Raw genomic sequence first — 24,907 nt, forward strand, 5'->3', positions numbered from 1 at the left:
CATGAAACTTGTTTGAAAGAGGTAAAATTTAAAATGGTTTATTCTAAAGAAATCGTCAGAGAGTGGCTAGATGAAGTAGCGGAGCGGGCTAAGGATCATCCCGAGTGGGTGGATGTCTTTGAGCGTTGCTATACCGACACCTTGGACAATACGGTTGAGATTCTAGAAGATGGTTCAACCTTTGTATTGACAGGAGATATTCCTGCCATGTGGCTTCGGGATTCGACTGCCCAACTCAGACCCTATCTTCATGTGGCTAAAAGAGATCCTCTCTTGCGTCAGACCATTGCAGGTTTGGTCAAGCGTCAGATGACCTTGGTACTCAAGGATCCTTATGCCAATTCCTTTAACATTGAGGAGAACTGGAAGGGCCACCACGAGACTGACTACACAGATCTTAACGGCTGGATCTGGGAACGCAAGTATGAGGTGGACTCGCTTTGCTATCCTTTGCAGCTGGCTTATCTCCTTTGGAAAGAAACAGGTGAAACCAGCCAGTTTGATGAAACTTTTGTCGCTGCGACCAAGGAAATTCTTCATCTCTGGACAGTAGAGCAGGACCACAACAACTCTCCATATCGTTTTGTCCGCGATACAGACCGCAAGGAAGATACTCTGGTAAATGATGGCTTTGGACCTGACTTTGCCCTGACAGGTATGACCTGGTCAGCTTTTCGTCCAAGTGATGATTGTTGTCAGTATAGCTACTTGATTCCGTCCAATATGTTTGCGGTCGTTGTCTTGGGTTATGTCCAAGAAATCTTTGCAGAATTGAATCTAGCTGATAGCGAGAGTGTCATCGCAGACGCTAAACGCCTGCAAGCAGAGATCCAAAAAGGGATCGAAAACTATGCCTACACCACCAATAGCAAGGGTGAAAAGATTTACGCCTTTGAAGTGGATGGTCTAGGAAATGCTAGCATCATGGATGATCCAAATGTTCCAAGTTTGTTGGCTGCTCCTTATCTGGGCTATTGCGACATTGAAGATGAAGTGTATCAAGCAACTCGTCGTACCATTCTGAGCCCTGAAAATCCATACTTCTACCAAGGAGAATACGCTAGCGGTCTCGGAAGTTCTCATACCTTCTACCGCTATATCTGGCCAATCGCCCTTTCTATCCAAGGCTTGACAACAAGAGATAAGGCGGAGAAGAAATTCTTGCTCGATCAGCTCGTTGCCTGCGATGGTGGCACAGGTGTCATGCACGAAAGCTTCCACGTAGATGATCCAACGCTCTACTCTCGCGAATGGTTCTCATGGGCCAACATGATGTTCTGTGAGTTGGTCTTGGATTACTTGGATATCCGTTAATAATCTTCGAAAATCTCTTCAAACCACGTCAGCTTCGCCTTGCCGTGGGTATGGTTACTGGCTTCGTCAAGTTCTATCCACAACCTCAAAACAGTGTTTTGAGCTGACTTCGTCAGTTCTATCTACAACCTCAAAGCAGTGCTTTGAGCAGCCTGCGGCTAGCTTCCTAGTTTGCTCTTTGATTTTCATTGAGTATAAGGAGCAGGCTTTTGCTCAATTGATTCTAGGAAAGAATCACAAATTCACATTTAAAACGTTAAAAATAAAAATTTAAGTTAGAATGAGGTTTTACTTCATGGAAAATGTTGTTGTACATATTATCTCACATAGTCACTGGGATCGTGAGTGGTACTTGCCTTTTGAAAGTCACCGTATGCAGTTGGTGGAACTTTTTGACAATCTGTTTGATCTCTTTGAAAATGACCCTGAATTCAAAAGTTTCCACCTGGATGGACAAACCATCGTCCTCGATGACTACTTGGAAATTCGCCCTGAAAATCGCGACAAAGTCCAAGGTTACATTGACCAAGGCAAGCTCAAGATTGGACCTTTCTATATCTTGCAGGATGACTACTTGATTTCTAGCGAAGCCAATGTTCGCAATACCTTGATTGGTCAAGCAGAATGTGCAAAATGGGGCAAATCAACCCAGATTGGTTACTTCCCAGATACCTTTGGAAATATGGGGCAAGCTCCTCAAATTCTTCAAAAATCAGGCATTCACGTGGCAGCCTTTGGCCGTGGTGTCAAGCCGATTGGATTTGACAACCAAGTCCTCGAAGATGAGCAGTTTACTTCCCAGTTTTCAGAAATGTACTGGCAGGGTGCAGACGGAAGTCGTGTCCTCGGTATCCTCTTTGCCAACTGGTACAGTAATGGAAATGAAATTCCAGTTGATAAAGACGAGGCCTTGATCTTCTGGAAACAAAAATTGGCAGACGTGCGTGACTACGCTTCGACCAACCAATGGTTGATGATGAATGGATGTGACCACCAGCCTGTACAGCGAAATCTGAGTGAGGCCATTCGTGTGGCCAATGAACTCTTTCCAGATGTGACCTTTGTGCATAGTTCCTTTGATGACTACATCCACGCAGTAGAAAGTGCTCTGCCGGAGCAACTATCTACGGTTACAGGTGAGTTGACGAGCCAGGAAACAGACGGTTGGTACACACTTGCCAACACTTCTTCATCCCGTATTTACCTCAAACAAGCTTTCCAAGAAAATAGCAACTTGCTAGAACAAGTAGTGGAACCATTGACGGTCATCACTGGCGGACATAACCACAAGGACCAGTTGACCTATGCTTGGAAAGTCCTTCTACAAAATGCGCCCCATGACAGTATCTGTGGCTGTAGTATTGACGAAGTTCACCGTGAGATGGAAACACGTTTTGCCAAGGTCAACCAAGTCGGAAACTTCGTTAAGACCAATCTTCTCAACGAGTGGAAGGGTAAAATTGCAACCCACGAAGCTCAAAGCGACCATCTCTTTACGGTCATCAATACAGGCTTGCATGACAAGGTTGACACTGTCAGCACAGTGATTGATGTGGCGGTTTGTGATTTCAAGGAATTGCACCCAACAGAAGGCTACAAGAAAATGGCAGCCTTGACCTTGCCAAACTACCGTGTCGAAGACTTGGAAGGCCATGCTGTAGAAGCGAAAATCGAAGATCTGGGAGCTAATTTTGAGTATGATTTGCCAAAAGACAAGTTCCGTCAGGCTCGTATCGCTCGACAAGTGCGCGTGACAGTCCCTGTTCATCTAGCACCTCTCTCTTGGACAACCTTCCAATTGCTTGAAGGAGAACAAGAAGGCCGTGACGGTATTTACCAAAATGGAGTGATTGATACGCCATTTGTAACGGTAAGTGTGGATGAAAACATCACGGTCTACGACAAGACAACTCATGAAGCTTATGAAGATGTTATTCGCTTTGAAGACCGTGGTGACATTGGAAATGAGTACATCTATTTCCAACCAAAAGGAACAGAGCCTATCTACGCAGAACTCAAAGGCTATGAAGTCTTGGAAAATACAGCTCGTTTTGCTAAGGTCTTGCTCAAGCATGAATTGACAATTCCAGTAAGTGCAGACGAAAAATTAGATGCAGAACAAAGAGGCATCATCGAGTTTATGACGCGTGAAGCTGGGCGCTCAGAAGAATTGGCAAGCATTCTTCTTGAAACAGAGATGACCGTCTTTGTTGATAATCCACAAATACGCTTCAAGACTCGCTTTACTAACACAGCCAAGGACCACCGTATCCGTCTCTTGGTCAAGACTCATAACACACGTCCAAGCAATGACTCTGAAAGCATCTATGAGGTGGTGACACGACCAAATAAACCAGCTGCTTCTTGGGAAAATCCTGAAAATCCACAACACCAACAAGCCTTTGTCAGCCTTTATGATGATGAAAACGGAGTGACGGTGGCCAATAAAGGATTGCACGAGTATGAAATCCTTGGAGACGATACCATTGCAGTGACCATCCTTCGTGCTTCAGGCGAGCTAGGTGACTGGGGTTACTTCCCAACGCCAGAGGCTCAGTGCTTGCGTGAGTTTGAAGTCGAGTTTGCTCTTGAATGCCACCAAGCGCAAGAACGCTTCTCAGCTTTCCGTCGTGCCAAAGCCTTCCAAACACCATTCACTAGCCTTCAGGTTGCTAAACAAGAAGGAAGTGTTGCTGCGACTGGTAGCCTCTTGAGTCATGCGGCACTCAGCTTACCACAAGTTTGCCCAACAGCCTTTAAAGTGGCGGAAAATGAAGAAGGATATGTCCTCCGTTACTACAATATGAGCCAAGAAAATGTGCGCATATCTGAACACCAACAAACCATTCTGGACTTACTTGAACGACCATATCCAGTTCATTCAGGACTATTGGCTCCACAAGAAATTCGTACAGAATTGATTAAAAAAGAAGACATTTAACAGTTTTAAAGTGTTTGATAACGAATACTATGAGATAGAAAGGAGGGGCGAAAGAGTAAGGATTAACTACTGATTCGTCCCTTTTTTGGTGAAAATATGACCATTGCAACCATTGATATCGGAGGGACTGGGATTAAGTTTGCCAGTCTGACTCCTGATGGAAAAATACTAGATAAGACAAGTACACCGACACCAGAAACCCTAGAAGATTTACTGGCATGGCTAGACAAATGCTTGGCAGAGAAAGATTATAAGGGCATTGCCATGAGCGTTCCAGGCGCGGTCAATCAAGAAACAGGTGTAATTGAGGGAATCAGTGCCGTACCTTATATTCACGGTTTTTCTTGGTATGAGGCCCTTGCTCATCATCAACTCCCTGTCCATCTAGAAAATGATGCCAACTGTGTTGGACTTAGTGAACTGCTAGCTCATCCAGAGATTGAAAATGCAGCCTGTGTCGTGATTGGGACAGGAATCGGCGGAGCTATGATTATCAATGGCAAACTTCACCGAGGTCGCCACGGCTTAGGTGGTGAGTTTGGCTATATGACAATCATTGCACCAGCAGAAAAGCTCAACAACTGGTCGCAACTAGCATCTACAGGAAACATGGTCCGCTACGTAATTGAAAAGTCAGGTCAGACTGACTGGGACGGTCGCAAGATTTACCAAGAAGCTGCAGCAGGCAATGCCCTTTGTCAAGAAGCCATTGAGCGCATGAACCGTAATCTGGCTCAAGGCTTGCTCAATATCCAGTATCTGATCGATCCAGATGTCATTAGTCTGGGAGGCTCTATCAGTCAAAATCCAGATTTTATCCAAGGTGTCAAAAAAGCTGTCGATGCATTTGTCGAAACCTACGAAGAATACACAGTCGCACCAGTTATCCAAGCTTGCACCTATCATGCAGATGCCAATCTCTATGGTGCCCTTGTCAACTGGTTGCAGGAGGAAAACCAATGGTAATTTTTACAGGACTTAGTCCCAAACAAGAGCAAGCATTAGAGTTGCTTAAAAAGCATATTTCGCTAGCAGATGTAGAGGTAGCAGTCGCTCAGTCTGACCAAGCCTCTATCTCTATCAAGGGTGAGGATGGCCACTATCAACTGACTTATCGCAAACCTCACCAACTTTACCGCGCCTTGTCCTTATTGGCAACAGCTCTAGTGGAAGGTGATAAGGTAGAGATTGAAGAACAAGCTGCTTACGAAGATTTGGCTTACATGGCAGACTGTTCCCGAAATGCAGTGCTAAATGTAGCTTCAGCTAAGCAGATGATTGAGGTTTTGGCTCTCATGGGCTACTCAACCTTTGAGCTTTACATGGAAGACACCTACCAGATTGAGGGGCAACCATACTTTGGTTACTTCCGTGGAGCCTATTCAACAGAGGAGTTGCAGGAAATCGAAGCCCATGCCCAGCAGTTTGATATGACCTTTGTGCCTTGCATCCAGACCTTGGCTCATTTGTCGGCCTTCGTTAAATGGGGTGTCAAAGAAGTGCAAGAACTCCGTGATGTAGAGGACATTCTCCTTATCGGTGAAGAAAAGGTTTATGATTTGATTGACGGGATGTTTGCCACTCTGTCTAAACTGCAGACACGCAAGGTCAATATCGGGATGGACGAAGCTCACTTGGTTGGTTTGGGACGCTACCTCATTTTGAACGGTGTTGTGGACCGTAGTCTCCTCATGTGTCAACACTTGGAGCGCGTGCTGGATATTGCTGACAAATATGGTTTCCACTGCCAGATGTGGAGTGACATGTTCTTCAAACTCATGTCAGCAGATGGCCAGTATGACCGCGATGTGGAAATTCCTGAGGAAACTCGTGTCTACCTAGACCGTCTCAAAGATCGTGTAACCTTGGTTTATTGGGATTATTACCAGGACAGCGAAGAAAAGTACAATCGTAATTTCCGCAATCACCACAAGATTAGCCAAGATATCGCCTTTGCAGGTGGTGCTTGGAAGTGGATTGGTTTTACCCCACACAACCATTTCAGCCGTCTAGTGGCTATCGAGGCCAATAAAGCCTGTCGTGCTAATCAGATCAAAGAAGTTATCGTGACAGGTTGGGGGGACAATGGTGGGGAAACAGCCCAGTTTTCTATTCTCCCAAGCTTGCAAATCTGGGCAGAACTCAGCTACCGCAATGACCTAGACCGTTTGTCTGCACACTTCAAGACCAATACGGGTCTATCAGTTGAGGATTTCATGCAGATTGACCTAGCCAACCTCTTGCCAGATCTACCAGGCAATCTCAGTGGTATCAATCCTAACCGCTATGTCCTTTATCAGGATGTTCTCTGTCCGATTCTTGATCGACACACGACACCTGAACAGGACAAACCGCACTTCGCTCAGGCCGCTGAGACCCTTGATGCTATCAAAGACAAAGCAGGCATCTACGCCTATCTCTTTGAAACTCAGGCTCAGTTGAATGCTATTTTAAGTAGCAAGGTTGATGTAGGACGACGCATTCGTGAAACTTATAAAGTCGGTGACAAAGTCAGCTTGCAGCAAATCGCCAGAGAAGAATTACCAAAACTCAGAAGTGAGATTGAAACCTTCCACAAACTCTTTAGTCAACAATGGCTGAAAGAAAACAAGGTCTTTGGTTTGGATACGGTTGATATCCGTATGGGCGGACTCTTACAAAGAATCAAGCGAGCAGAGAGTCGCATCGAGGCTTATCTGGCAGGTCAGATTGACCGTATCGAAGAATTAGAAGTTGAAATCCTTCCATTTAATGATTTTTATGGAGACAAGGACTTTGCAGCCACAACAGCCAACCAGTGGCACACCATTGCGACCGCATCGACGATTTATACGACTTAATACTCTTCGAAAATCTCTTCAAACCACGTCAGCTTCGCCTTGCCGTATAGATGTTACTGACTTCGTCAGTTTTATCTGCAACCTCAAAGCAGTGCTTTGAGCAGCTTGCGGCTAGCTTCCTAGTTTGCTCTTTGATTTTCATTGAGTATAAAAACAAGAATAGTGTCCCCTGTTCAGAGTGTTTCTCGTGAAACCTATTTCTTATAAAAAACTTCTCCACATAAAATAATTTGTGGAGTTTTTTCTATAATTAGTAGTTTAAACTATTCTTAAAATAAGAGTATACTAATTATGTAATCGTTATCAAACCTAAAAATTCGATGAAATCAGTTTTTAGGAATAAAATGGGAGGAAATTATGAAAAAGTTTTCAAAGACCTTGAGAGATAACTGGATTTTTCTCTTGATGGTTTTACCAGGGGCACTTTGGTTGATTCTATTCTTCTATATCCCAGTATTTGGAAATGTGGTCGCCTTTAAAGATTACCATATGAGTGGTGAAGGATTTATCCACAGTATTATGAATAGTAAGTGGGTCGGCCTCGATAACTTTAAGTTCTTGTTTAGTTCTAAAGATGCCTTTATCATTACTCGAAATACCGTCCTTTACAACCTTGGATTCATCTTTATTGGTTTGATTGTGTCGGTTGGAATTGCTATCATCCTCAGTGAGCTTCGTTCTAAGAGAATGGTTAAAATTTTCCAAACGTCTATGTTGTTCCCGTACTTCTTGTCATGGGTTATCATCAGTTTCTTTACAGATGCATTCCTCAACATTGACAAGGGTGTGATCAACCACTTCCTTTCTTCCATCGGATTGAAGGAAATTAACTTCTACGCTGACTTAGGTATTTGGCCATATCTTCTCCTTTTCCTAGGTATCTGGAAAGGATTCGGATATAGCAGTGTCATGTACTATGCGACTATCATGGGAATTGACCCTACCTACTACGAAGCAGCAACAGTGGACGGGGCTAGCAAGTGGCAACGGATTCGCAATGTAACGATTCCACAGTTGACACCGCTGATAACTGTTTTGACCATCCTTGCAGTCGGAAACATCTTCCGTGCAGACTTCGGTCTTTTCTACCAAATCCCACACAATGCTGGTCAGCTCTATAATGTAACCAACGTACTAGACGTCTATGTCTATAATGGTTTGACTCAGACAGCGGATATTGGTATGGCATCAGCAGCTGGTCTTTATCAGTCAGTTGTCGGTTTAATTCTCGTTATCTTATCAAATATACTCGCAAGACGAGTCGATCCAAATTCAGCACTATTCTAGAAAGGAGGAAAGCATGGCAGAAAAAATTAAAAAAGCAAAAATTGATAATGTCGGCATTCACTCCTTTAGTAAGAAGGCAGATATCTTCTTCAGTATTATTTCTGGATTGATTGCTCTCTCTTGTATCTTGCCCTTTATCTTTGTCATCATGATTTCCATCACAGATGAAAAGAGCATCCTTCAACATGGATATAGCTTTTTCCCATCACAGTTTGGATTAGATGGCTTCGAGTTTTTGGCTCAGTTTAAAGATAAGATATTACAAGCGCTCTTTATCTCAGTGTTTGTAACAGTAGTCGGAACCTTGACAAACGTCTTTATCACAACTACTTATGCCTACGCCATTTCACGGACAACCTTTAAGTACCGCAGATTCTTTACAGTTTTCGTCCTACTTAGTATGTTGTTCAACGCCGGTTTGGTTCCAGGCTATATCGTGGTAACTCGTTTGCTTCAACTAGGTGATACAGTTTGGGCCTTGATTGTTCCAATGCTTCTCTCACCATTTAACATCATCTTGATGCGTTCCTTCTTCAAGAAGACCATTCCAGAAGCCATTCTGGAGTCCGCTCGTATCGATGGTGCTAGTGAAGCCCGGATCTTCTTCCAAATCTGTTTACCATTGTCATTACCGGGTATCGCAACCATCACGCTTTTGACAGCTCTTGGTTTCTGGAACGACTGGTTCAACGCCCTTCTTTACATCAAGAGTGATAACTTGTATCCATTGCAATATTTGCTCATGCAAATCCAACAAAATATGGACTACATCGCAAAAGCAGTCGGCCTATCTGGTCAACTGGGAGTCGCTCTACCGAAAGAAACAGGTCGTATGGCCATGGTTGTTGTTGCAACCCTTCCAATCGCGATTCTGTATCCATTCTTCCAACGCTACTTTGTTAAAGGTTTGACAATCGGTGGTGTGAAAGAATAGGACTTACTGAGAAACACCGTTTCTCCCTTCCCAACTTCATCTTAGTGGCTGAAGTTAAAATCATTAAATCGTTTATAAGTTTAAAAATAAAAAAAGGAGTTTTTATCATGAAAAACTGGAAAAAATATGCTTTTGCATCTGCTAGCGTAGTAGCTTTGGCTGCAAGTCTTGCTGCTTGTGGAAACCTTTCAGGTAACAACAAAAAAGCTGCTGACTCAGGATCAGGAGAAAAACCTGTTATTAAAATGTACCAAATCGGTGACAAACCAGACAACTTGGATGAATTGCTAGAAAATGCAAACAAAATCATCGAAGAAAAAGTTGGTGCTAAATTGGATATCCAATACCTTGGATGGGGTGACTATGGTAAGAAAATGTCAGTTATCACATCATCAGGTGAAAACTACGATATCGCTTTTGCAGATAACTACATCGTAAACGCGCAAAAAGGTGCTTATGCTGACTTGACAGAATTGTACAAGAAAGAAGGAGCAGAGCTTTATAAAGCACTTGACCCAGCTTACATCAAAGGAAACACTGTAAACGGTAAGATCTACGCTGTTCCAGTTGCGGCTAACGTTGCATCTTCACAAAACTTTGCCTTCAACGGAACTCTTCTTGCTAAATACGGTATCGACATTTCAGGTGTAAACTCATACGAAACACTTGAACCAGTCTTGAAACAAATCAAAGAAAAAGCTCCAGATGTAGTACCATTTGCAGTTACTAAGAACTTCATCCCTTCTGAAAACTTTGACTACCCAGTAGCAAACGGACTTCCATTCGTTATCGACCTTGAAGGGGATACTACTAAGATCGTAAACCGTTACGACGTTCCTCGTTTCAAAGAACACTTGAAGACTCTTCACAAATTCTACGAAGCAGGATACATTCCAAAAGACGTAGCAACAAGCGACACTTCATTTGACCTTCAACAAGACACTTGGTTCGTTCGTGAAGAAACAGTAGGACCAGCTGACTACGGTAACAGCTTGCTCTCACGTGTTGCTAACAAAGACATCCAAATCAAACCATTCACTAACTTCATCAAGAAAAACCAAACAACTCAAGTTGCTAACTTTGTTATCTCAAACAACTCTAAGAACAAAGAAAAATCAATGGAAGTGTTGAACCTCTTGAACACGAACCCTGAACTCTTGAATGGACTTGTTTACGGTCCAGAAGGCAAGAACTGGGAGAAAATTCCAGGTAAAGAAAACCGTGTTCGTGTCCTTGAAGGATACAAAGGAAACACTCACATGGGTGGATGGAACACTGGTAACAACTGGATCCTTTACATCAACGAAAACGTTACAGACCAACAAATCGAAGATTCTAAGAAACAATTGGCAGAAGCTAAAGAATCTCCAGCGCTTGGATTCATCTTTAACACTGATAGCGTAAAATCTGAAATCTCTGCAATCACTAACACAATGCAACAATTCGATACAGCTATCAACACTGGTACTGTAGACCCTGATAAAGCTATTCCAGAATTGATGGAAAAATTGAAATCTGAAGGTGCATACCAAAAAGTATTGGATGAAATGCAAAAACAATACGACGAATTTTTGAAAAGCAAAAAATCATAAGACAAACTGATTTCGTGTATTCATTCCTAAAAAATGTTATCACTACCTCCTCTGGGACTCCCGGGGGAGGTAGTGGTTTTTTTATTAGAGTAGCTAAAAGTAAAAAAATCTTGTTAAAAACTTTGTGAAATACCAGTATAAAATATAGATATCGATTAATTGGACTAATACCTCTATTAGTTTAATTAAGTAGATTTTTAGAATGAACTAGCTTATAATAAGAGTACGATGAAAGCGCTTAACATTGTGAAATTTAACTGGATTTTGATTTAAGAAGTGGACAGGATTTCTTCTTAAATGTTTCATTTATGTCTGATTTCAGCTTGTTCACATTTTGTAAATTATGAAAGGTTCAAGTGAAACACAGCAAGTGAAAATCCGATAAAAAGTTGTTTGCTATCCCTTTTGGGAACAAGAAATATTACATGAGGTTATTCATATGAAAAAAACACCCAATCGATGGTTAATTTTGGCTGCGGCCATTTTAACGAATCTCTCTCTAGGTGCAGGATATGCCTGGTCGGTCTTTCAGAAGGCACTCCTAGAAACCAATGCTAGTCAAGGATGGGTTCAAGCTCAGACTTCCTTAGCCTTTAGCATTTCTTTTGCTATGGTACCTGTTGGAATGATTCTTTTCGGACCCAAAGTAGATTCGGTTGGACCTAAAAAGTTTGTCTTTCTAGGTGGTATTCTCTTTGGTACAGGGATGTTTGCGACTGGTTTTGCCAACTCACTACCCGTGCTTTATCTAACTTACGGTGTCATCCTAGGACTTGGTATCGGCTCTGCTTATGGGGCATCTACGTCCGTTGCGACAAAGTGGTTCCCAGACAAAAAAGGCCTAGCTGGTGGATTGACAGCGGCAGGATTTGGCTTGGGTCCACTAATTATCGGACCGGTTGCAAAATCTTTGATTGCTTCTATGGGGATTTACTCTACCTTTAAGGTATTAGGTATTGTCCTTTTACTAGTGATCTGTACATCTTCCCTAGTTATGGCCAAAGCTCCTACTGTTGCTCCAGCAGCGGGGAATGCTCAACCGGAAGGAAAAACTTATAAAGAAATGCTCCGTGATGGAAATTACTGGCTTCTATGGTTGATTTATGTTCTTGGTGCTACAGGCGGAATGATGATTATCGGAACTGCAGCAGCAATCTCAGACCAATATCAACTTGTTGGAGAAGCGACCCTCTTCGTTATGCTGGTATCCATTGCAAATACATTTGGTCGTATCTTCTGGGGTACGGTATCTGATAAGATTGGCCGCTACCCTACCGTTATTGCCATGTTTGGAGCGGTTGCTACTGGCTTGTTGCTCACAGCCTTATTCAAAGGTCCTGGAAGCATCTTGGCTATCCTTGGAATCATGATGGTTGCCTTGTCATTTGGTGGCTTCCTCGGTTCCTTCCCAGGAATTACTGCTGAAAACTGGGGAGTGACCTACGTAGGGACAAACTATGGATGGATGTTTACTGCTTATGGTGTAGCTGCTATTGCTGGTCCTCAGTTAGGGGCACGTCTTGCACAGGCAAACCAAGGAGATTATACAATGGCCTTCTTTATCGTTATCGGTATGGCTATCATTGGTATTCTGCTCCAACTCTTCTATATGGCTAAAGCTAAAAAAGTTTAAAAATGAATCCTTGGATTATCCAAGGATTTTTTAAATTGGAGTAGACATTCGTTGGAATTAGCTCCTTTTTAATTTCCGGTCAAATAAATTGCATTCGTTTTCTCAAGTGGGTATACTAGAATAGTTGAATGAAAAATTCTGAAAATTTAAGAATAGAAAAGAGAACAAATCTTATGGCAAAAGATATTCGTGTCTTACTTTACTACCTCTATACCCCAATTGAAAATGCAGAGCAATTTGCTGCAGATCACTTGGCTTTCTGTAAATCAATCGGCCTTAAAGGTCGTATCCTAGTCGCTGACGAGGGAATCAATGGAACTGTTTCAGGTGACTACGAAACAACTCAAAAATACATGGACTACGTTCACAGCCTCCCAGGAATGGAAGACCTTTGGTTCAAGATTGACGAAGAAAATGAACAAGCCTTCAAGAAGATGTTTGTTCGCTACAAGAAAGAAATTGTCCACCTTGGTTTGGAAGACAATGACTTTGACAACGACATCAACCCACTTGAAACAACAGGTGCTTACTTGTCTCCAAAAGAGTTCAAAGAAGCCCTACTTGATGAAGATACCGTTGTCCTTGATACACGTAACGATTACGAGTACGACCTAGGACATTTCCGTGGAGCTATCCGCCCAGACATCCGCAACTTCCGTGAGTTACCACAATGGGTCCGTGACAACAAGGAAAAATTCATGGACAAGCGTGTCGTGGTTTACTGTACAGGTGGCGTTCGTTGTGAGAAATTCTCAGGTTGGATGGTGCGTGAAGGCTACAAAGATGTTGGCCAATTGCACGGAGGAATCGCAACTTACGGTAAAGACCCAGAAGTTCAAGGTGAGCTTTGGGATGGGAAAATGTACGTCTTTGACGAGCGTATCGCAGTCGATGTCAACCATGTTAACCCAACCATCGTAGGGAAAGACTGGTTTGATGGAACACCATGTGAACGTTATGTCAACTGTGGAAATCCCTTCTGTAACCGTCGTATCCTAACATCAGAAGAAAATGAAGACAAGTACCTTCGTGGATGCTCACACGAGTGCCGTGTTCACCCACGCAACCGTTATGTTTCAGAAAATGAATTGACACAAGCAGAAGTGGTCGAGCGCCTAGCAGCTATCGGTGAAAGCTTGGAAACAGTGGTAGCTCAGTAATAAGGAGAGATCCTAATGGAAAAATTTTGCGTTTATGGTAAATTAATTGCCAAAGAAGGAAAGGCGCAGGAACTTGCTGCTTATATGCAAGAAGTTGTTAAAGAAATGCAAAATCTTGATACTTGTTTCTGCTATATCTTAGGTGAGAAGGCAGATGAACCCAACAGCATCTATATTTACGAAGTTTGGGAGAGCGAGCAAGCTCACAATGACAGTCTGACCTTGGAAGTTTTTCAAAATCTCATTGCAAAAGCTAGACCCATTATTGCAGGCATAGAAAATTTGCATAAGCTGACTATTTTTGATGGTAAGGCAAGTTTCTAAATTACTAAGAAAAACTAAAAACTTTAGGCGATTCAAACGTCTAAAGTTTTTTTCATCATTTATCTACAGGTAAAAGGTTTGTTGGACAGAGATTTGGGAAAGCAGACTATTTCCTCATGTTCTTGGGGCATCTCGCGGAGTATCACTTGATTTCTGATTTTCTTTCTTCGGTTTTGATTTTTTGTCCTTTCTTTTTGATGTGATATAATGAGCTTAAATAAATGGGAAAGGAGCAGGTCTATGTCTAAAGCTATCATGGAAGAAGTGGTAGCCTATCTGCGTCAGCATGCAGATGAAGAGCTGAGTCTGACCGATTTGGCTGAGCATTTCCATTATAGTCCTTTCCATCTATCCAGAACTTTCAAGAAAAAGATGGGCTTCTCTATCAAGCAATATGTGGAAGCTCTTAAGATGGAAAAAGGGATTCAGGAGATTGTAGAAAGCCGGCAAAATGTGACCGAGACCTCTATGGAAGCTGGTTATGATAGTCTAGGTAGTTTTTCCAATACTTTTAAGCGGCATACTGGACTTTCGCCTAAAAAATACTACCAAGAATCAACCAAGGCTTATGATTTTATGGTTAAACAGCTGGATGAGAAGGGAGCTTTGTTGCATCAGGATCCTGACCACAAAAGTGGCAATCGGTTGACTGTGACGCTATCTTATCCCGAGGGGTATGAACCACGCCTTAGCTGTGTCGGGCTGTTTAAAACCCGAATACCCAAAGAAGAGCCAGTTATCGGAGTGGCACTAAGTCAGGAGAGACAGTTTACTTTTGAAAATGTACCAGATGGCCACTACTATCTTTTGGCCTGTGAATTGCTGGAGGATTTATGCCTAACTAAAAACTATGTCTTGAAGCATAACTTTCGCTGGGGCAGCGATGAGCCTCTCACTTTTGCAGGCGATAGCATCTATCAAGAGGAAATCAGCATGCGGAGGCCATTGCCGAGCGATCCACCTATTACAGTTAATCTTCCAGTTTTAATCATGCGTTCCCTAGCCAAACAAGCGCAATTGAGAATAAGAAAATTTTTATCCTAATTGATAAACTGATACTAGAGATTTATTCTCAGATATATAAAATTGGAGGAACAATAATGAAATTAGACGTGTTTTTAAGTTTTAATGGTCAGGCCGAAGAAGCTTTTCGTTTTTATGCTGACCTTTTTCAGACAGAGATTAAGGGACTTGTCCGAGCCAGTGAGATGATGGATCCAGCTGACCTTCCTGCAGAAAAACGGGATAAGCTTGCTTGGATTGCTTTAGATACAGAAAACTTGACCCTGAATGGTGAAGATGTAGGCATTTTTAACGACCTATCTATTCCTAGCAATCACCAGCCCAATCAATGGTTGGTTTTGAGCCCAGACAGTAGAGAAGAAGCTGATGAACTTTTTGCTAAGCTTGCTGAAGGTGGGCAAATTCTCTATCCTTTAGAGGAACAAGCTTTCGCAGAGTTTTATGGCCGCTTGATTGACCGTTTTGGTATCGGCTGGGATGTGATGAAATGAGGTAGAAGGATGGCTTATAGTGAATCCTTAGCCCAGCAAGTCCGTGAAATTTTAGCTACTGAACTTCCTCCTCATGTTTTTGAAGAAGAGGTAGAAGAGAAGAAGATGTTTGGTGGTTTGGCTTTTATGGTTCGCGGTAAGATGACCGTTACTGTGAGTTCGAGAAGTCAAGAGCTTGTCATGGTACGCATTGGTAAGGGACTGGAAAAGCAGGTCCTGCCTAAAAATGGTGCCAGTGTGACGTTAATGAAGGGCAGGCTTTATCATGGCTATATTGATTTAGATGCCGAAGGACAAAAAGAACTGTCTTACTGGATTAATCTAGCTTTGTCCTACAATCAGGAGCTGGCACAGCAGGATAAAAAGTAAGAAGAGCTCAGAATAAGTTTTTGCTTTCTTAGAAGTTCATTCATTGCTTTTTTATGAAATTCAGATATATTCTCAGAATATGTATTGATTTTGTGACTTTAATTAGCAAGATTTTATGAAAATAAATCCTATACGAAGAAATGATGCTAAGAAGGAACATATAGGCAATTAAATTGATAAGCAAATTAAAAAGATCTACAATCATAAAAAGATATATGAGATTATAAAGAAATACTTACCTTAAATAAAGACGATTCCTTTGGTCGTCTTTATTGCATTTCTAGGGTGTGTGAATACCGATTACTTTTAGTCTGCTGAATGTCAAGCAATTTTCAGGGGCTGTTTTTCTATGCTTTTTATCTAAAAAACTAAAGTTTGTTTCTGTATCTTTCAGGAAAATAGGTTATACTGTATGTAAACGATTTCAAAGGAGGCCAGTTATGGCGAAAACATTTTTTATCCCAAATAAAGAAAGCATTCTAGGACAACAGGAGGTCTTGACTGCCAAGTCCATCTTGGCCTTTGTGGAGGGCTTGGAGTCACACAGTTATGATGCGGTCTATCTCCACCAGCCCCTCAATCGTCTCGAGTATATCGAGTGTGGGATTGTAGGCCAGTCGCAATTTCTCTTCAAGGTCAACTATGCGGACAGCCGAAAAGGTTATCAAGTGGGGATTCCAGATTTCCTTACCAGAGTGGACTGGGAGATTGTAGAGACTCTCCTCCAGGCCCTATCGAGCAAGTTGGGGGAAGTGGTAGAAGGGTTAGAAGGGTTTGAGTTTGAAGCTTATTTCCGACAAACGGTCAAGCATTATCTAGCTGACAAAGCAGCTCGTTTAGTATATTGCCAAGGACTCTTGGCCCCTATCTATCTCAATAAGGAATACCTCGAGAGCTTTTTGGCTGAGGATGGATTGGCACGTTTTGAAGAGCTGGTCAAGAAAGTTCAAGGCTCTGATGCCTACCTTGCCAGTGTGAAATTTTACCCAGATGCTCAAGGCAAGGTGCACGGTATCTACCACCTAGCCCAGGGAGTCAAGACAATATTGCCAAAGGAACCCTTTGTACCAGCTCCTTATACCGAGCAGCTGGCAGGAAAGGAGCTTGTTTGGGAGATTGACCTAGTGAAGATTTCTGGTGATGGCTCAAAAGCAGAAGACTATGAAGCCATCGCTCGCTTGGATTATGAAAAATTCCTAGAGTCACTACCAAAAGCATTTTACCAGCAATTAGATGCCAATCAATTAGAAGTTCAACCCATCCTAGGACAAGATTTTGAAGGATTGGCAACTATCAAGTAGACATTGTTCAAAAAAGAGTAAGCATAAAAATCCCTGTCATTAACAAATGGCAGGGATTTTGGTTAAAAGAATGTCAGGATGCGAAGGTAGTCCACTGTCAGCGCAAGCTCTGCAATGAAGAAGGGTAAGAGAATGGCGCCATCAAGTAAGACAGCGAGCAAGAATCGATAAAATGGGTCCAGGCTACTGATCTTACTTGGCTTGCTAATCACAAAGAGATTGCCAAGGGCAAAGATGGCCATGCTTAGAAGAGTGAGGATACCAGCAAATCGTAAGCCGCCAAAGAGTGCAAAGAAACTTGCTAGAGCCGTTAGGACAAGTGGGATAGCAAAGAGTCTGCTATACCGATCGAAGGCTTCTTGGAATGTAAAGTCGCTCTCCTGGTCCAACACACGTCGGACAGTAAAGCCTCCCAAAATGATGGAAAAGTAAAATAGAGCGCTAGCGACCAGAATCGAAAGCCCGGCAAAGAGATCTAAAGGTGGAAGCTGGTTAGGAGAACCATTAGCAATAGAAATCATATAGCCATAGTAGAGGTGCTTGATATGATAGATACTAAAGAAAAGGTTGATTGACGACAGCAAGGTGAGTAGGGCAAAGACACTATAACGATGCTTTTGGTCCGTATTCTTGCTGGCAGTTGGTTCTTGGATAGCGGCCAGCAGCCAAGTCCAAAATAGTGCGATTTCTTCTTTGAATCGAGCAGTTTTGCGGGGGTCAATGTCTGGGATATAGGGACTCTCTAAAGCCTTGCTGAAGATGCTTTTCTCTTTTGCAGGCTTTTCTTGCTTGTGTTCCTCTTCCTCCTTCCCTTCTCTCTCTTCCTCGGTTTGGGTTTCCTCGATTATTTCGGGAGCTTCCTCCTCATGCCTTTCCGACTCTTTAGGTAAGACAGGAGTTTCTTGGCTTGCTTGTGGTTCGGTCTCCACAGTTTCCGAAGTCTCTGGTTGGTCGGGTTGGATTTCCGATTTCGTCTGAGCTGATTTCTTCTCAAGATCGGCGCTTTCAAACCATTCTTGTGTCATGGTGGAACCTCCTTTTTTATGGTCGTTTTCTATTTTTAGATTAGCAGATGAAAGCGTTTTTGTCAATGGTTTCTAGATGGAGCAGAGTGCTCCTCTTTAGGTAGGTAGATATCCTGGTTTGCTTTTGCAATGAGTAAATCCTTGATATTTGCTTTTTCGGTTTTATAAGGGTTGGCAAGTACATTCTCTTTTTGTCCACGATGTTCTTCTTTGGGTTGACGATAGATACCACCATGCTGAGAAGAAATTTCTAGATTGATACGGTCGGTCTCTTTCTGGGAGAGAATGAGTGTTAGAGTGGAATGGGCCTCTAGCTCAACCTTACCGTGAACATGAATATTTTCAGCATAGATGTGTCCCCCCTCCGTCTTGACCTGACTATCTGTCAGTTCGGTATCAAAGATATTGATGATATGGGGTGTCGTTAGTGTGCTGTTCTTGATAGAACTTTCTGTTAGTCTTAAGAGATAGCCTTTTGTTTTGATGGTTGCATTTTCAAGGTTGGCTTGACGAATATTAGTTTGTCCACGATTGGCTGAGACGGTGATAGCTTGCAGCTTTCTTCCTTTAGGTAGGGAGAGAACAACTTCGTCAAAACGGTGAGAATAACTGCTGGCAATACGAAGTAGGCCTTCGATTCCTGAACCTAGAAAGCGATGTTGTGAGGCTTGTTTGTCAGTGACGCTCAGTGTTTTGTCACTCATGCCAGTAGTCAGATCATGACGACCAGATACGGAAGGATGATAGGTGATGTGGATTTTGTCATCTACAGACTCTGTGATGGTTAGGCTGTGTTCCTCAAGGGTCAAATCAAGTTTTTCCACTTCGCTTCCAAAGGTCACTTCTTCGATACGATTGTCATAGACGGGGTCTTTTGACATGGCAAGCAAACTTTGAATACCATTGGACTGGGCACCTACAATAATCATGATAAAACCAAGGATTGTAGAAACCACACCAAAGATAAGAAATCCTTTCGTCAATTTACGCATGTCTGTCACCTCTCTTTCCTTTTTTAAGAATCCATTGCACCAAGCGGACGATCAGGAGCCCAAAGAAACGGGCTACATAGGAGATGCCTAATAGAACAAGAGAAGAAGCACCGATAGCAAGCAAACCAGCCCCGAAAATCAAGATAAAGGCAGATTTGGCTTCGACTAGGACGCTAAAACTCTCTACGATAAAGAGTCCGCCCAGTAGGATACCTGTCACAGAGACGGTAAAGAAGGCTAGAATGACGGAGGCAGCTGCGATAAAAAGCCCGATAATGGTTAAGATAATTGCAATTCCAACAGGAATTCCGATAGGAGCTGCTAGTAAGGCCAAGAGGGCAATGTGTAGCAGTTGACGGTCATTCTTTTGAGCAGGGGCTTCATTGACTTTTTTGTCGAGAAGATCAGAAAGGATATCATGGGCAGCTTCTTTTGGAGTTCCCAGACTGGCAATGAGTTCCTCTTCGCCCTCTGAACCTGCATCGTCAAATAGTTCCTTAAAGTAGTCCATGGCTTCGATGCGGTCAGCTTCAGGTAGTTTATGGAGATAGGTTTCTAACTGAGTCAGATAGTCAGTTCTTGTCATGGCGGATACTCCCTTCTATGATTCCGTTGACGGTTTCGGTATAGAGCGTCCACTCTTCCTTTAGAGTAACGAGCTGCTCTACGCCCCGATTGGTCAAGGAGTAGTATTTGCGCATACGCCCCTGAAACTCTCTAGAGTAGGTGGTCAGAAAGCCACTGGCTTCCAATTTTTTGAGAATGGGATAGAGCGTAGATTCTTTGATATTGGCGATGAGCTTAATGGTTTGACTAATCTCATAACCATAAGAATCCCCCTGCTCCAGTACAGCCAAGATGAGAAACTCGATCAAGGCAGAGGATGTTGGGAAGTACATGGGAAACCTCCTTTATATTATATAAAAATTTTATATATACTCTTTTCAAATATATTGTATCTCAAAATGAAAGCCCTGTCAAGAAATATGTGTAAAAATTTTACATATAAAAAACTCCTAGTAAAAATTAGGAGTTTAGAGGGTATTGTCAGTCTTTATCTAAATTTTATTGTGGATTTCTTATAGTTAATTTCCTTATTCAAAAGTTTCAATAAAGGAGTCACGTATTCAGGATTCGGAAACTTAGGACCGAAAATAATTTCACCGATTTGAATTGAATTTTTCCGTTCTACATAAAGTTTACCTACTCCAGAGGTTTTATCAATTTTTATTTCCTTATTGCTAGGGTCTAGGTTGGCATAGCGTAAGATACGAAGTTCATTTTCATATTTGTAATCGACAGATTTAAATAAGTAGCGAATTTCTTCGATACATTCAGAAATAGCATTTTGATAGTTCTCCTCCGTAACTTCTGAACTACTATCTAGTTTTTTCTTTAAAATATTCAACATTTTTGCTAAATCTTCTATTTCGGACTTACTAAATAGTTCGGTTTGTTCAAGTTCTATATCTTCATCTATATCTTTATCTATATTTTTAACATAGGCTATTCTATAGAGATAATCACTATTCCCTTTTGGTACATTCTCTTTTTTTTCAGATTTCGATCTTTTTTCTTCATCTTTAATAGCTATAGTTGGTTTAATATTATTTAATTCATTTGGTGAGCTTTTTAAATCGTACGATAGAGTAGATTCTATCGTATTCATTGTCTCTACTATGGGGATGGCCTCTTTACGCCACGAAACATCATTGAAGGAAGTAAATCTAGAAAAATCATCTTCACGAAGTACTAGACAAACACCTTTGGCATCATCACCATACTGGGACCACATGGCCAGATCATCTGTTTTGTTTGTAAAACTCATTAAAAACCATGAGCTTGGTTCTAAGATATCTCGTCTATCTAAACCTAATATCTTTTCTATGACGATTCCTTCTTCAGGATCATTCATATAATTAGCGTTATACAAGCGAGTTTTCCCAGATACCGAAAAAGTATTTTTCTTCTTTTCATTCTCCTCTTGATCTAACATAATTTGGAGAGTGCTTCCCTTGGTGTAGTGGCCGAATTTAAGCACCTGATTTTTATCTTCGCCTTTTAGCCCAAGTTGATACTTGATTTTTTGAACAAGTTGATAAATAGATAGCAAGTTCTCTAGTTCACTCGAGTCTTCTTTATAACGATCTGTCCATTTTTGTAAAATAGCATATTTAGTATTCTTTAAAAGACCTTCCCTTAGGGTAAAGTTGAATAGTATGTACTCCTCACTGTCACAAACATTATCATTACTAAAAAATAGATCATCAAAATTTTGTATAATAAATTTGGAAAATTTATTATAGATTTTTTTAATTATTTTTGTGATTTGTCGACGTTCACTCAACTCCGTTTGATGATTATATAAGCTTGCTAAGAACACAGCATATATAAAAGCGATTTCTTCAGATTCTTGTAATTGTCCTTGCAAGCCTTGTAATCTCTCAGCAGTAGTTTTCAGCTCTTTTAATTCAGTCTGCTTGGTTGATAAATTGAACAAAATCGTGGCATACGATAAAGCTATGTCATGCGAATCAGGGAATTTTTGCTGCAAGTCTTGTTCTTTCTTAGCAGTAGTTTTCAGCTCTTTTAATTCAGTCTGCTTAGTTGATAAATTGACCAAAATCCTGGCAAACTGCAAAGCTATATCCTGCGAATCAGGGAATTTTTGTTGCAATTTCTCTAATTTTTTAGCAGTAGTTTCTAGTTCCTTCAATCTAGTCTGCTTGATTGATAAATTGACCAAAATCCTGGCAAATGCTTCTGCTATATCCTGTGATTCCTGGAATTTTTGTTGCAATTTCTCTAATTTTTTAGCAGTAGCCATCCGTTCCTGCAACTCAGTCTGCTCTGCTGATAAATTAACCAAAATCATGGCATACGGCAAAGCTATATCCTGTGATTCCTGGAATTTTTGCTGCAATTTCTCTAATTTTTCAGCAGTACCTTCGATTTCCTTCAGCCCAGTCTGTTTGGTTGATAAATTGAACAAAATCATGGCAAATGCTTCTGCTATATCCTGCGAATCAGGGAATTTTTGCTGCAATTTCTCTAATTTTTTAGCAGTACCCTCCCGTTCTTTTAACTTAGCCTGCTTGGTTGATAAAATGAACAAAACTCTGGCAAACTGCAAAGCTATATCCTGCGAATCAGGGAATTTTTGTTGTAATTTCTCTAATTTTTTAGCAGTACCCTTGATTTCTTTTAACCCAGTCTGCTCGGTTGATAAAATGAACAAAATCCTGGCATACTGAAAAGCTATATCCTGCGAATCCTGGAATTTTTGCTGCAATTTCTCTAATTTTTTAGCAGTAGTTTCTAGTTCCTTCAGCCCAGTCTGTTTGGTTGATAAATTGAACAAAATCATGGCAAACTGCAAAGCTATATCCTGCGAATCAGGGAATTTTTGTTGCAATTTCTCTAATTTTTTAGCAGTAGCCATCCGTTCCTGCAACTCAGTCTGCTCTGCTGATAAATTAACCAAAATCATGGCATACGGCAAAGCTATATCTTGTGATTCCTGGAATTTTTGTTGCAATTTCTCTAATTTTTTAGCAGTACCTTCGATTTCCTTCAGCCCAGTCTGCTTGGTTGATAAAATGAACAAAATTCTGGTATACGGCAAAGCTACATCCTGCGAATCAGGGAATTTTTGTTGTAATTTCTCTAATTTTTTAGCAGTAGCCTCCCGTTCTTTTAACTTAGCCTGCTCGGTTGATAAGTTGACCAAAATCCTGGCAAATGCTTCTGCTATATCCTGCGAATCCTGAAATTTTTGTTGCAATTTCTCTAATTTTTTAGCAGTACCTTCGATTTCCTTCAGCCTAGTCTGCTTGATTGATAAATTGACCAAAATCCTGGCGTACTGCAAAGCTATATTCTGCGAATCAGGGAATTTTTGTTGTAATTTCTCTAATTTTTTAGCAGTAGCCATCCGCTTTTTTAACTCAGTCTCCTTGGTTGATAAAATGAGTAAAGTTATTGCATAACCTAAAGCAGTGTCTTCTGATTCAGGATGTCTCTCATAAATTATTTTTGCTTTTTCAGCTAGAGCTTCACAGCTAGCTTTATCTGTTTCCTTGGCCGATAAGTCAAGGAGCTTACCTAACACTGCTATACTTTGTTCCAAATTGTATTTCTTTTCATCCATTCTGTGTACCTCGTTTAAAATAGTAGCTATCTTATAAACTAATTTATTTTTCGCATGATAATTAGTTTCTATACATCTTATTATATCAAAAATACTACCTTTCTGCTAACAGATGGATGGTGCTTTTGTTTATAGAAGCACCAAAAAACCAGACAGAGTCTGGCTTTGCATTGTTTGTATCTGAGAAGTATTTTAGAAAAATTAAAGAATCTTATCAGCCCGATCTACCATAAAGAGTGAGACGGTCATGATGATATCGATGACTAGAAGGGCAAGGACAGCAGGGACCCAAGATTGGAACATGTCAAAACTATAGCCAAACAAGGTAGGACCAAAGGCCGCCAAGATGTAGCCCCCTGTTTGCGCTAGACCTGAGAGTTGCGCAGTCTTTTCAGGTGAGCTGGTTTTAAGAGAGAAGCAAACCATTAGGTAGGGGAAGAGGGCACTGCAGGCCGTTCCAATCAAGAGATGGACGACTAACCAGTAGAGGAAATTATTGGCTGGATACAAGAGCATAGCAATTCCTATCATCCCTGCGATAGAGATAATTGCCAGCATGATTCGACGATGACCATCTGACAGACGAGTAGTCAGACTTGGAACGGTCATCGAAAAAGGAATGCTGATCAGCGAGAAGATAGAAGCCAGAAGAGCAGCATCACTATTAGAAATACCAGCGCTAACAGCCATAGTTGGCAACCAGGTCATGCTTGTATAAAAGAGCAAGGACTGAAGCCCGCCAAAGATAATGATAGCCCAGACATCTTTACTTTTTAGAATATTCTCTTTCGATTTCTTTTCTTGCTGCCCTTCTAGATAGTGGTTGTGGCGATGATTTGGCAACCAAACTAGCAGAGTGACCAGACAGAGAAAGCTGAGAACGAGGATGAGTCCCTTCCAAGAACTAGCTTGGGTGATAGGGACAGATAGATAAGAAGCAATAGCTGTGGAAATCCCCATAGAAGTGACATAGAGTGTCGTTAGGAAGCTAATCTTTTGAGGCTGATTTGCCTGGATCATACTTGGAAGGAGTACATTGAAGATCGCAATGCTTGCTCCGATGATCAGAGTTCCTAGATAGAGAAGGGGAAGGTTGAAGATACGAATGACAGAGCCAATAGTTAAGAGAAGAAGACAGTAAGTAAAGAGATGCTCTAGCCCAATCTTTTGCGCCAAGCGACTCGTAAAAGCAGAGAGAAGGGCGAACATCAAGAGAGGGAGACTGGTTAAAATCCCAAGAGAACTGACCTCAACTCCTAGTCCCTGAGCAATGTCTCCTAAAATAGTTGGTAAAGCAGTAAAAGGAGAGCGTAAAACAGTCCCGATTAAGACAATTCCTAGAACAAAAAAGAGTGATTGTTTTTTCATGAAAACCTCGATAAGATGACTTTAATAACAGCTTATTTTAAGGTTTTTTCTATATAATGTCAAGTAAAGACTGGGAGGAAAGCTGGAAAGATTTAACTGAAAATATACAGAAAGAAGACAGATTTCTTTACTAGAATTTTCCTTGATTTGATATAAAAATAGG

At 41.4% G+C, this 24,907-nt stretch carries 20 protein-coding genes; 14 read left to right on the forward strand and 6 right to left on the reverse strand.

Annotation, left to right across the window (positions count from 1 at the left end):
- The first annotated feature begins 33 nt into the window (after positions 1 to 33).
- The 14 genes from ACVC7S_RS04595 (at position 34) to ACVC7S_RS04660 (ending at position 17,209) form a co-directional block, all read left to right on the forward strand.
- Positions 34 to 1,314 carry a glycoside hydrolase family 125 protein gene (locus tag ACVC7S_RS04595; protein WP_447266361.1) on the forward strand — a complete coding sequence of 427 codons (1,281 nt, stop codon included), beginning with the start codon at positions 34 to 36 and terminating at the stop codon, positions 1,312 to 1,314.
- Between the two features lie 295 nt (positions 1,315 to 1,609).
- On the forward strand, positions 1,610 to 4,255 hold the full coding sequence (locus tag ACVC7S_RS04600; RefSeq protein WP_447266362.1) for an alpha-mannosidase: 2,646 nt from the start codon (positions 1,610 to 1,612) through the stop codon (positions 4,253 to 4,255).
- Positions 4,256 to 4,351: 96 nt separating this feature from the next.
- On the forward strand, positions 4,352 to 5,221 hold the full coding sequence (locus ACVC7S_RS04605; RefSeq protein WP_447266363.1) for an ROK family protein: 870 nt from the start codon (positions 4,352 to 4,354) through the stop codon (positions 5,219 to 5,221).
- Entirely contained in the window at positions 5,215 to 7,095 is a 1,881-nt protein-coding gene (locus tag ACVC7S_RS04610; RefSeq protein ID WP_447266364.1) for a beta-N-acetylhexosaminidase, read from the forward strand. The genes ACVC7S_RS04605 and ACVC7S_RS04610 overlap by 7 nt, the downstream gene beginning before the upstream one ends.
- Positions 7,096 to 7,452: 357 nt before the next feature.
- Positions 7,453 to 8,382: an ABC transporter permease gene (locus tag ACVC7S_RS04615; protein WP_049538037.1), complete on the forward strand. Its 930-nt coding sequence runs from the start codon at positions 7,453 to 7,455 to the stop codon at positions 8,380 to 8,382.
- Between the two features lie 13 nt (positions 8,383 to 8,395).
- Entirely contained in the window at positions 8,396 to 9,316 is a 921-nt protein-coding gene (locus ACVC7S_RS04620) for a carbohydrate ABC transporter permease (RefSeq protein WP_000818291.1), read from the forward strand.
- Positions 9,317 to 9,423: 107 nt separating this feature from the next.
- A complete protein-coding gene (locus tag ACVC7S_RS04625) occupies positions 9,424 to 10,908 on the forward strand; it encodes an ABC transporter substrate-binding protein (RefSeq protein ID WP_000800426.1) in 1,485 nt (494 codons plus the stop codon).
- Positions 10,909 to 11,347: 439 nt separating this feature from the next.
- Positions 11,348 to 12,541 carry an L-lactate MFS transporter gene (locus ACVC7S_RS04630; protein ID WP_447266365.1) on the forward strand — a complete coding sequence of 398 codons (1,194 nt, stop codon included), beginning with the start codon at positions 11,348 to 11,350 and terminating at the stop codon, positions 12,539 to 12,541.
- Positions 12,542 to 12,714: 173 nt separating this feature from the next.
- On the forward strand, positions 12,715 to 13,701 hold the full coding sequence (gene trhO / locus ACVC7S_RS04635) for an oxygen-dependent tRNA uridine(34) hydroxylase TrhO (RefSeq protein ID WP_061407597.1): 987 nt from the start codon (positions 12,715 to 12,717) through the stop codon (positions 13,699 to 13,701).
- Between the two features lie 15 nt (positions 13,702 to 13,716).
- Positions 13,717 to 14,025, forward strand: coding sequence for a putative quinol monooxygenase (locus ACVC7S_RS04640; RefSeq protein ID WP_096408617.1), 309 nt, complete (start codon positions 13,717 to 13,719; stop codon positions 14,023 to 14,025).
- Positions 14,026 to 14,265: 240 nt separating this feature from the next.
- Entirely contained in the window at positions 14,266 to 15,069 is an 804-nt protein-coding gene (locus tag ACVC7S_RS04645) for a helix-turn-helix transcriptional regulator (RefSeq protein WP_447266366.1), read from the forward strand.
- Between the two features lie 56 nt (positions 15,070 to 15,125).
- Complete coding sequence (locus ACVC7S_RS04650) at positions 15,126 to 15,539, forward strand: VOC family protein (RefSeq protein ID WP_009659930.1); 414 nt, start codon at positions 15,126 to 15,128, stop codon at positions 15,537 to 15,539.
- A 9-nt stretch (positions 15,540 to 15,548) separates the two neighbouring features.
- On the forward strand, positions 15,549 to 15,908 hold the full coding sequence (locus ACVC7S_RS04655; RefSeq protein WP_447266367.1) for a TfoX/Sxy family protein: 360 nt from the start codon (positions 15,549 to 15,551) through the stop codon (positions 15,906 to 15,908).
- 440 nt (positions 15,909 to 16,348) lie between these two features.
- Positions 16,349 to 17,209 (forward strand): DUF4299 family protein, encoded by an 861-nt coding sequence (locus tag ACVC7S_RS04660; RefSeq protein WP_447266368.1) that lies wholly within the window; start codon positions 16,349 to 16,351, stop codon positions 17,207 to 17,209.
- Positions 17,210 to 17,271: 62 nt separating this feature from the next.
- Here the strand turns inward: ACVC7S_RS04660 and ACVC7S_RS04665 are convergent, their stop codons facing one another.
- From ACVC7S_RS04665 to ACVC7S_RS04690, 6 genes are all read right to left on the reverse strand, one after another.
- A complete protein-coding gene (locus ACVC7S_RS04665; RefSeq protein ID WP_447266369.1) occupies positions 17,272 to 18,234 on the reverse strand; it encodes a DUF6574 domain-containing protein in 963 nt (320 codons plus the stop codon).
- A 62-nt stretch (positions 18,235 to 18,296) separates the two neighbouring features.
- Positions 18,297 to 19,226, reverse strand: coding sequence for a DUF4097 family beta strand repeat-containing protein (locus ACVC7S_RS04670; RefSeq protein ID WP_447266370.1), 930 nt, complete (start codon positions 19,224 to 19,226; stop codon positions 18,297 to 18,299).
- The gene (locus tag ACVC7S_RS04675) at positions 19,219 to 19,812 is read right to left on the reverse strand and encodes a DUF1700 domain-containing protein (RefSeq protein ID WP_447266371.1); all 594 of its coding nucleotides are present in this window, start codon (positions 19,810 to 19,812) and stop codon (positions 19,219 to 19,221) included. The genes ACVC7S_RS04670 and ACVC7S_RS04675 overlap by 8 nt, the downstream gene beginning before the upstream one ends.
- Positions 19,799 to 20,125 (reverse strand): PadR family transcriptional regulator, encoded by a 327-nt coding sequence (locus ACVC7S_RS04680; protein ID WP_000273861.1) that lies wholly within the window; start codon positions 20,123 to 20,125, stop codon positions 19,799 to 19,801. Before ACVC7S_RS04680 ends, ACVC7S_RS04675 begins: the two co-directional genes overlap by 14 nt.
- A 155-nt stretch (positions 20,126 to 20,280) precedes the next feature.
- On the reverse strand, positions 20,281 to 23,376 hold the full coding sequence (locus ACVC7S_RS04685) for a DUF2971 domain-containing protein (RefSeq protein WP_447266372.1): 3,096 nt from the start codon (positions 23,374 to 23,376) through the stop codon (positions 20,281 to 20,283).
- 201 nt (positions 23,377 to 23,577) lie between these two features.
- The gene (locus tag ACVC7S_RS04690; RefSeq protein WP_447266373.1) at positions 23,578 to 24,744 is read right to left on the reverse strand and encodes a CynX/NimT family MFS transporter; all 1,167 of its coding nucleotides are present in this window, start codon (positions 24,742 to 24,744) and stop codon (positions 23,578 to 23,580) included.
- Between the last annotated feature and the right edge of the window lie 163 nt (positions 24,745 to 24,907).

The organism is Streptococcus sp. Z556, assembly GCF_053010225.1.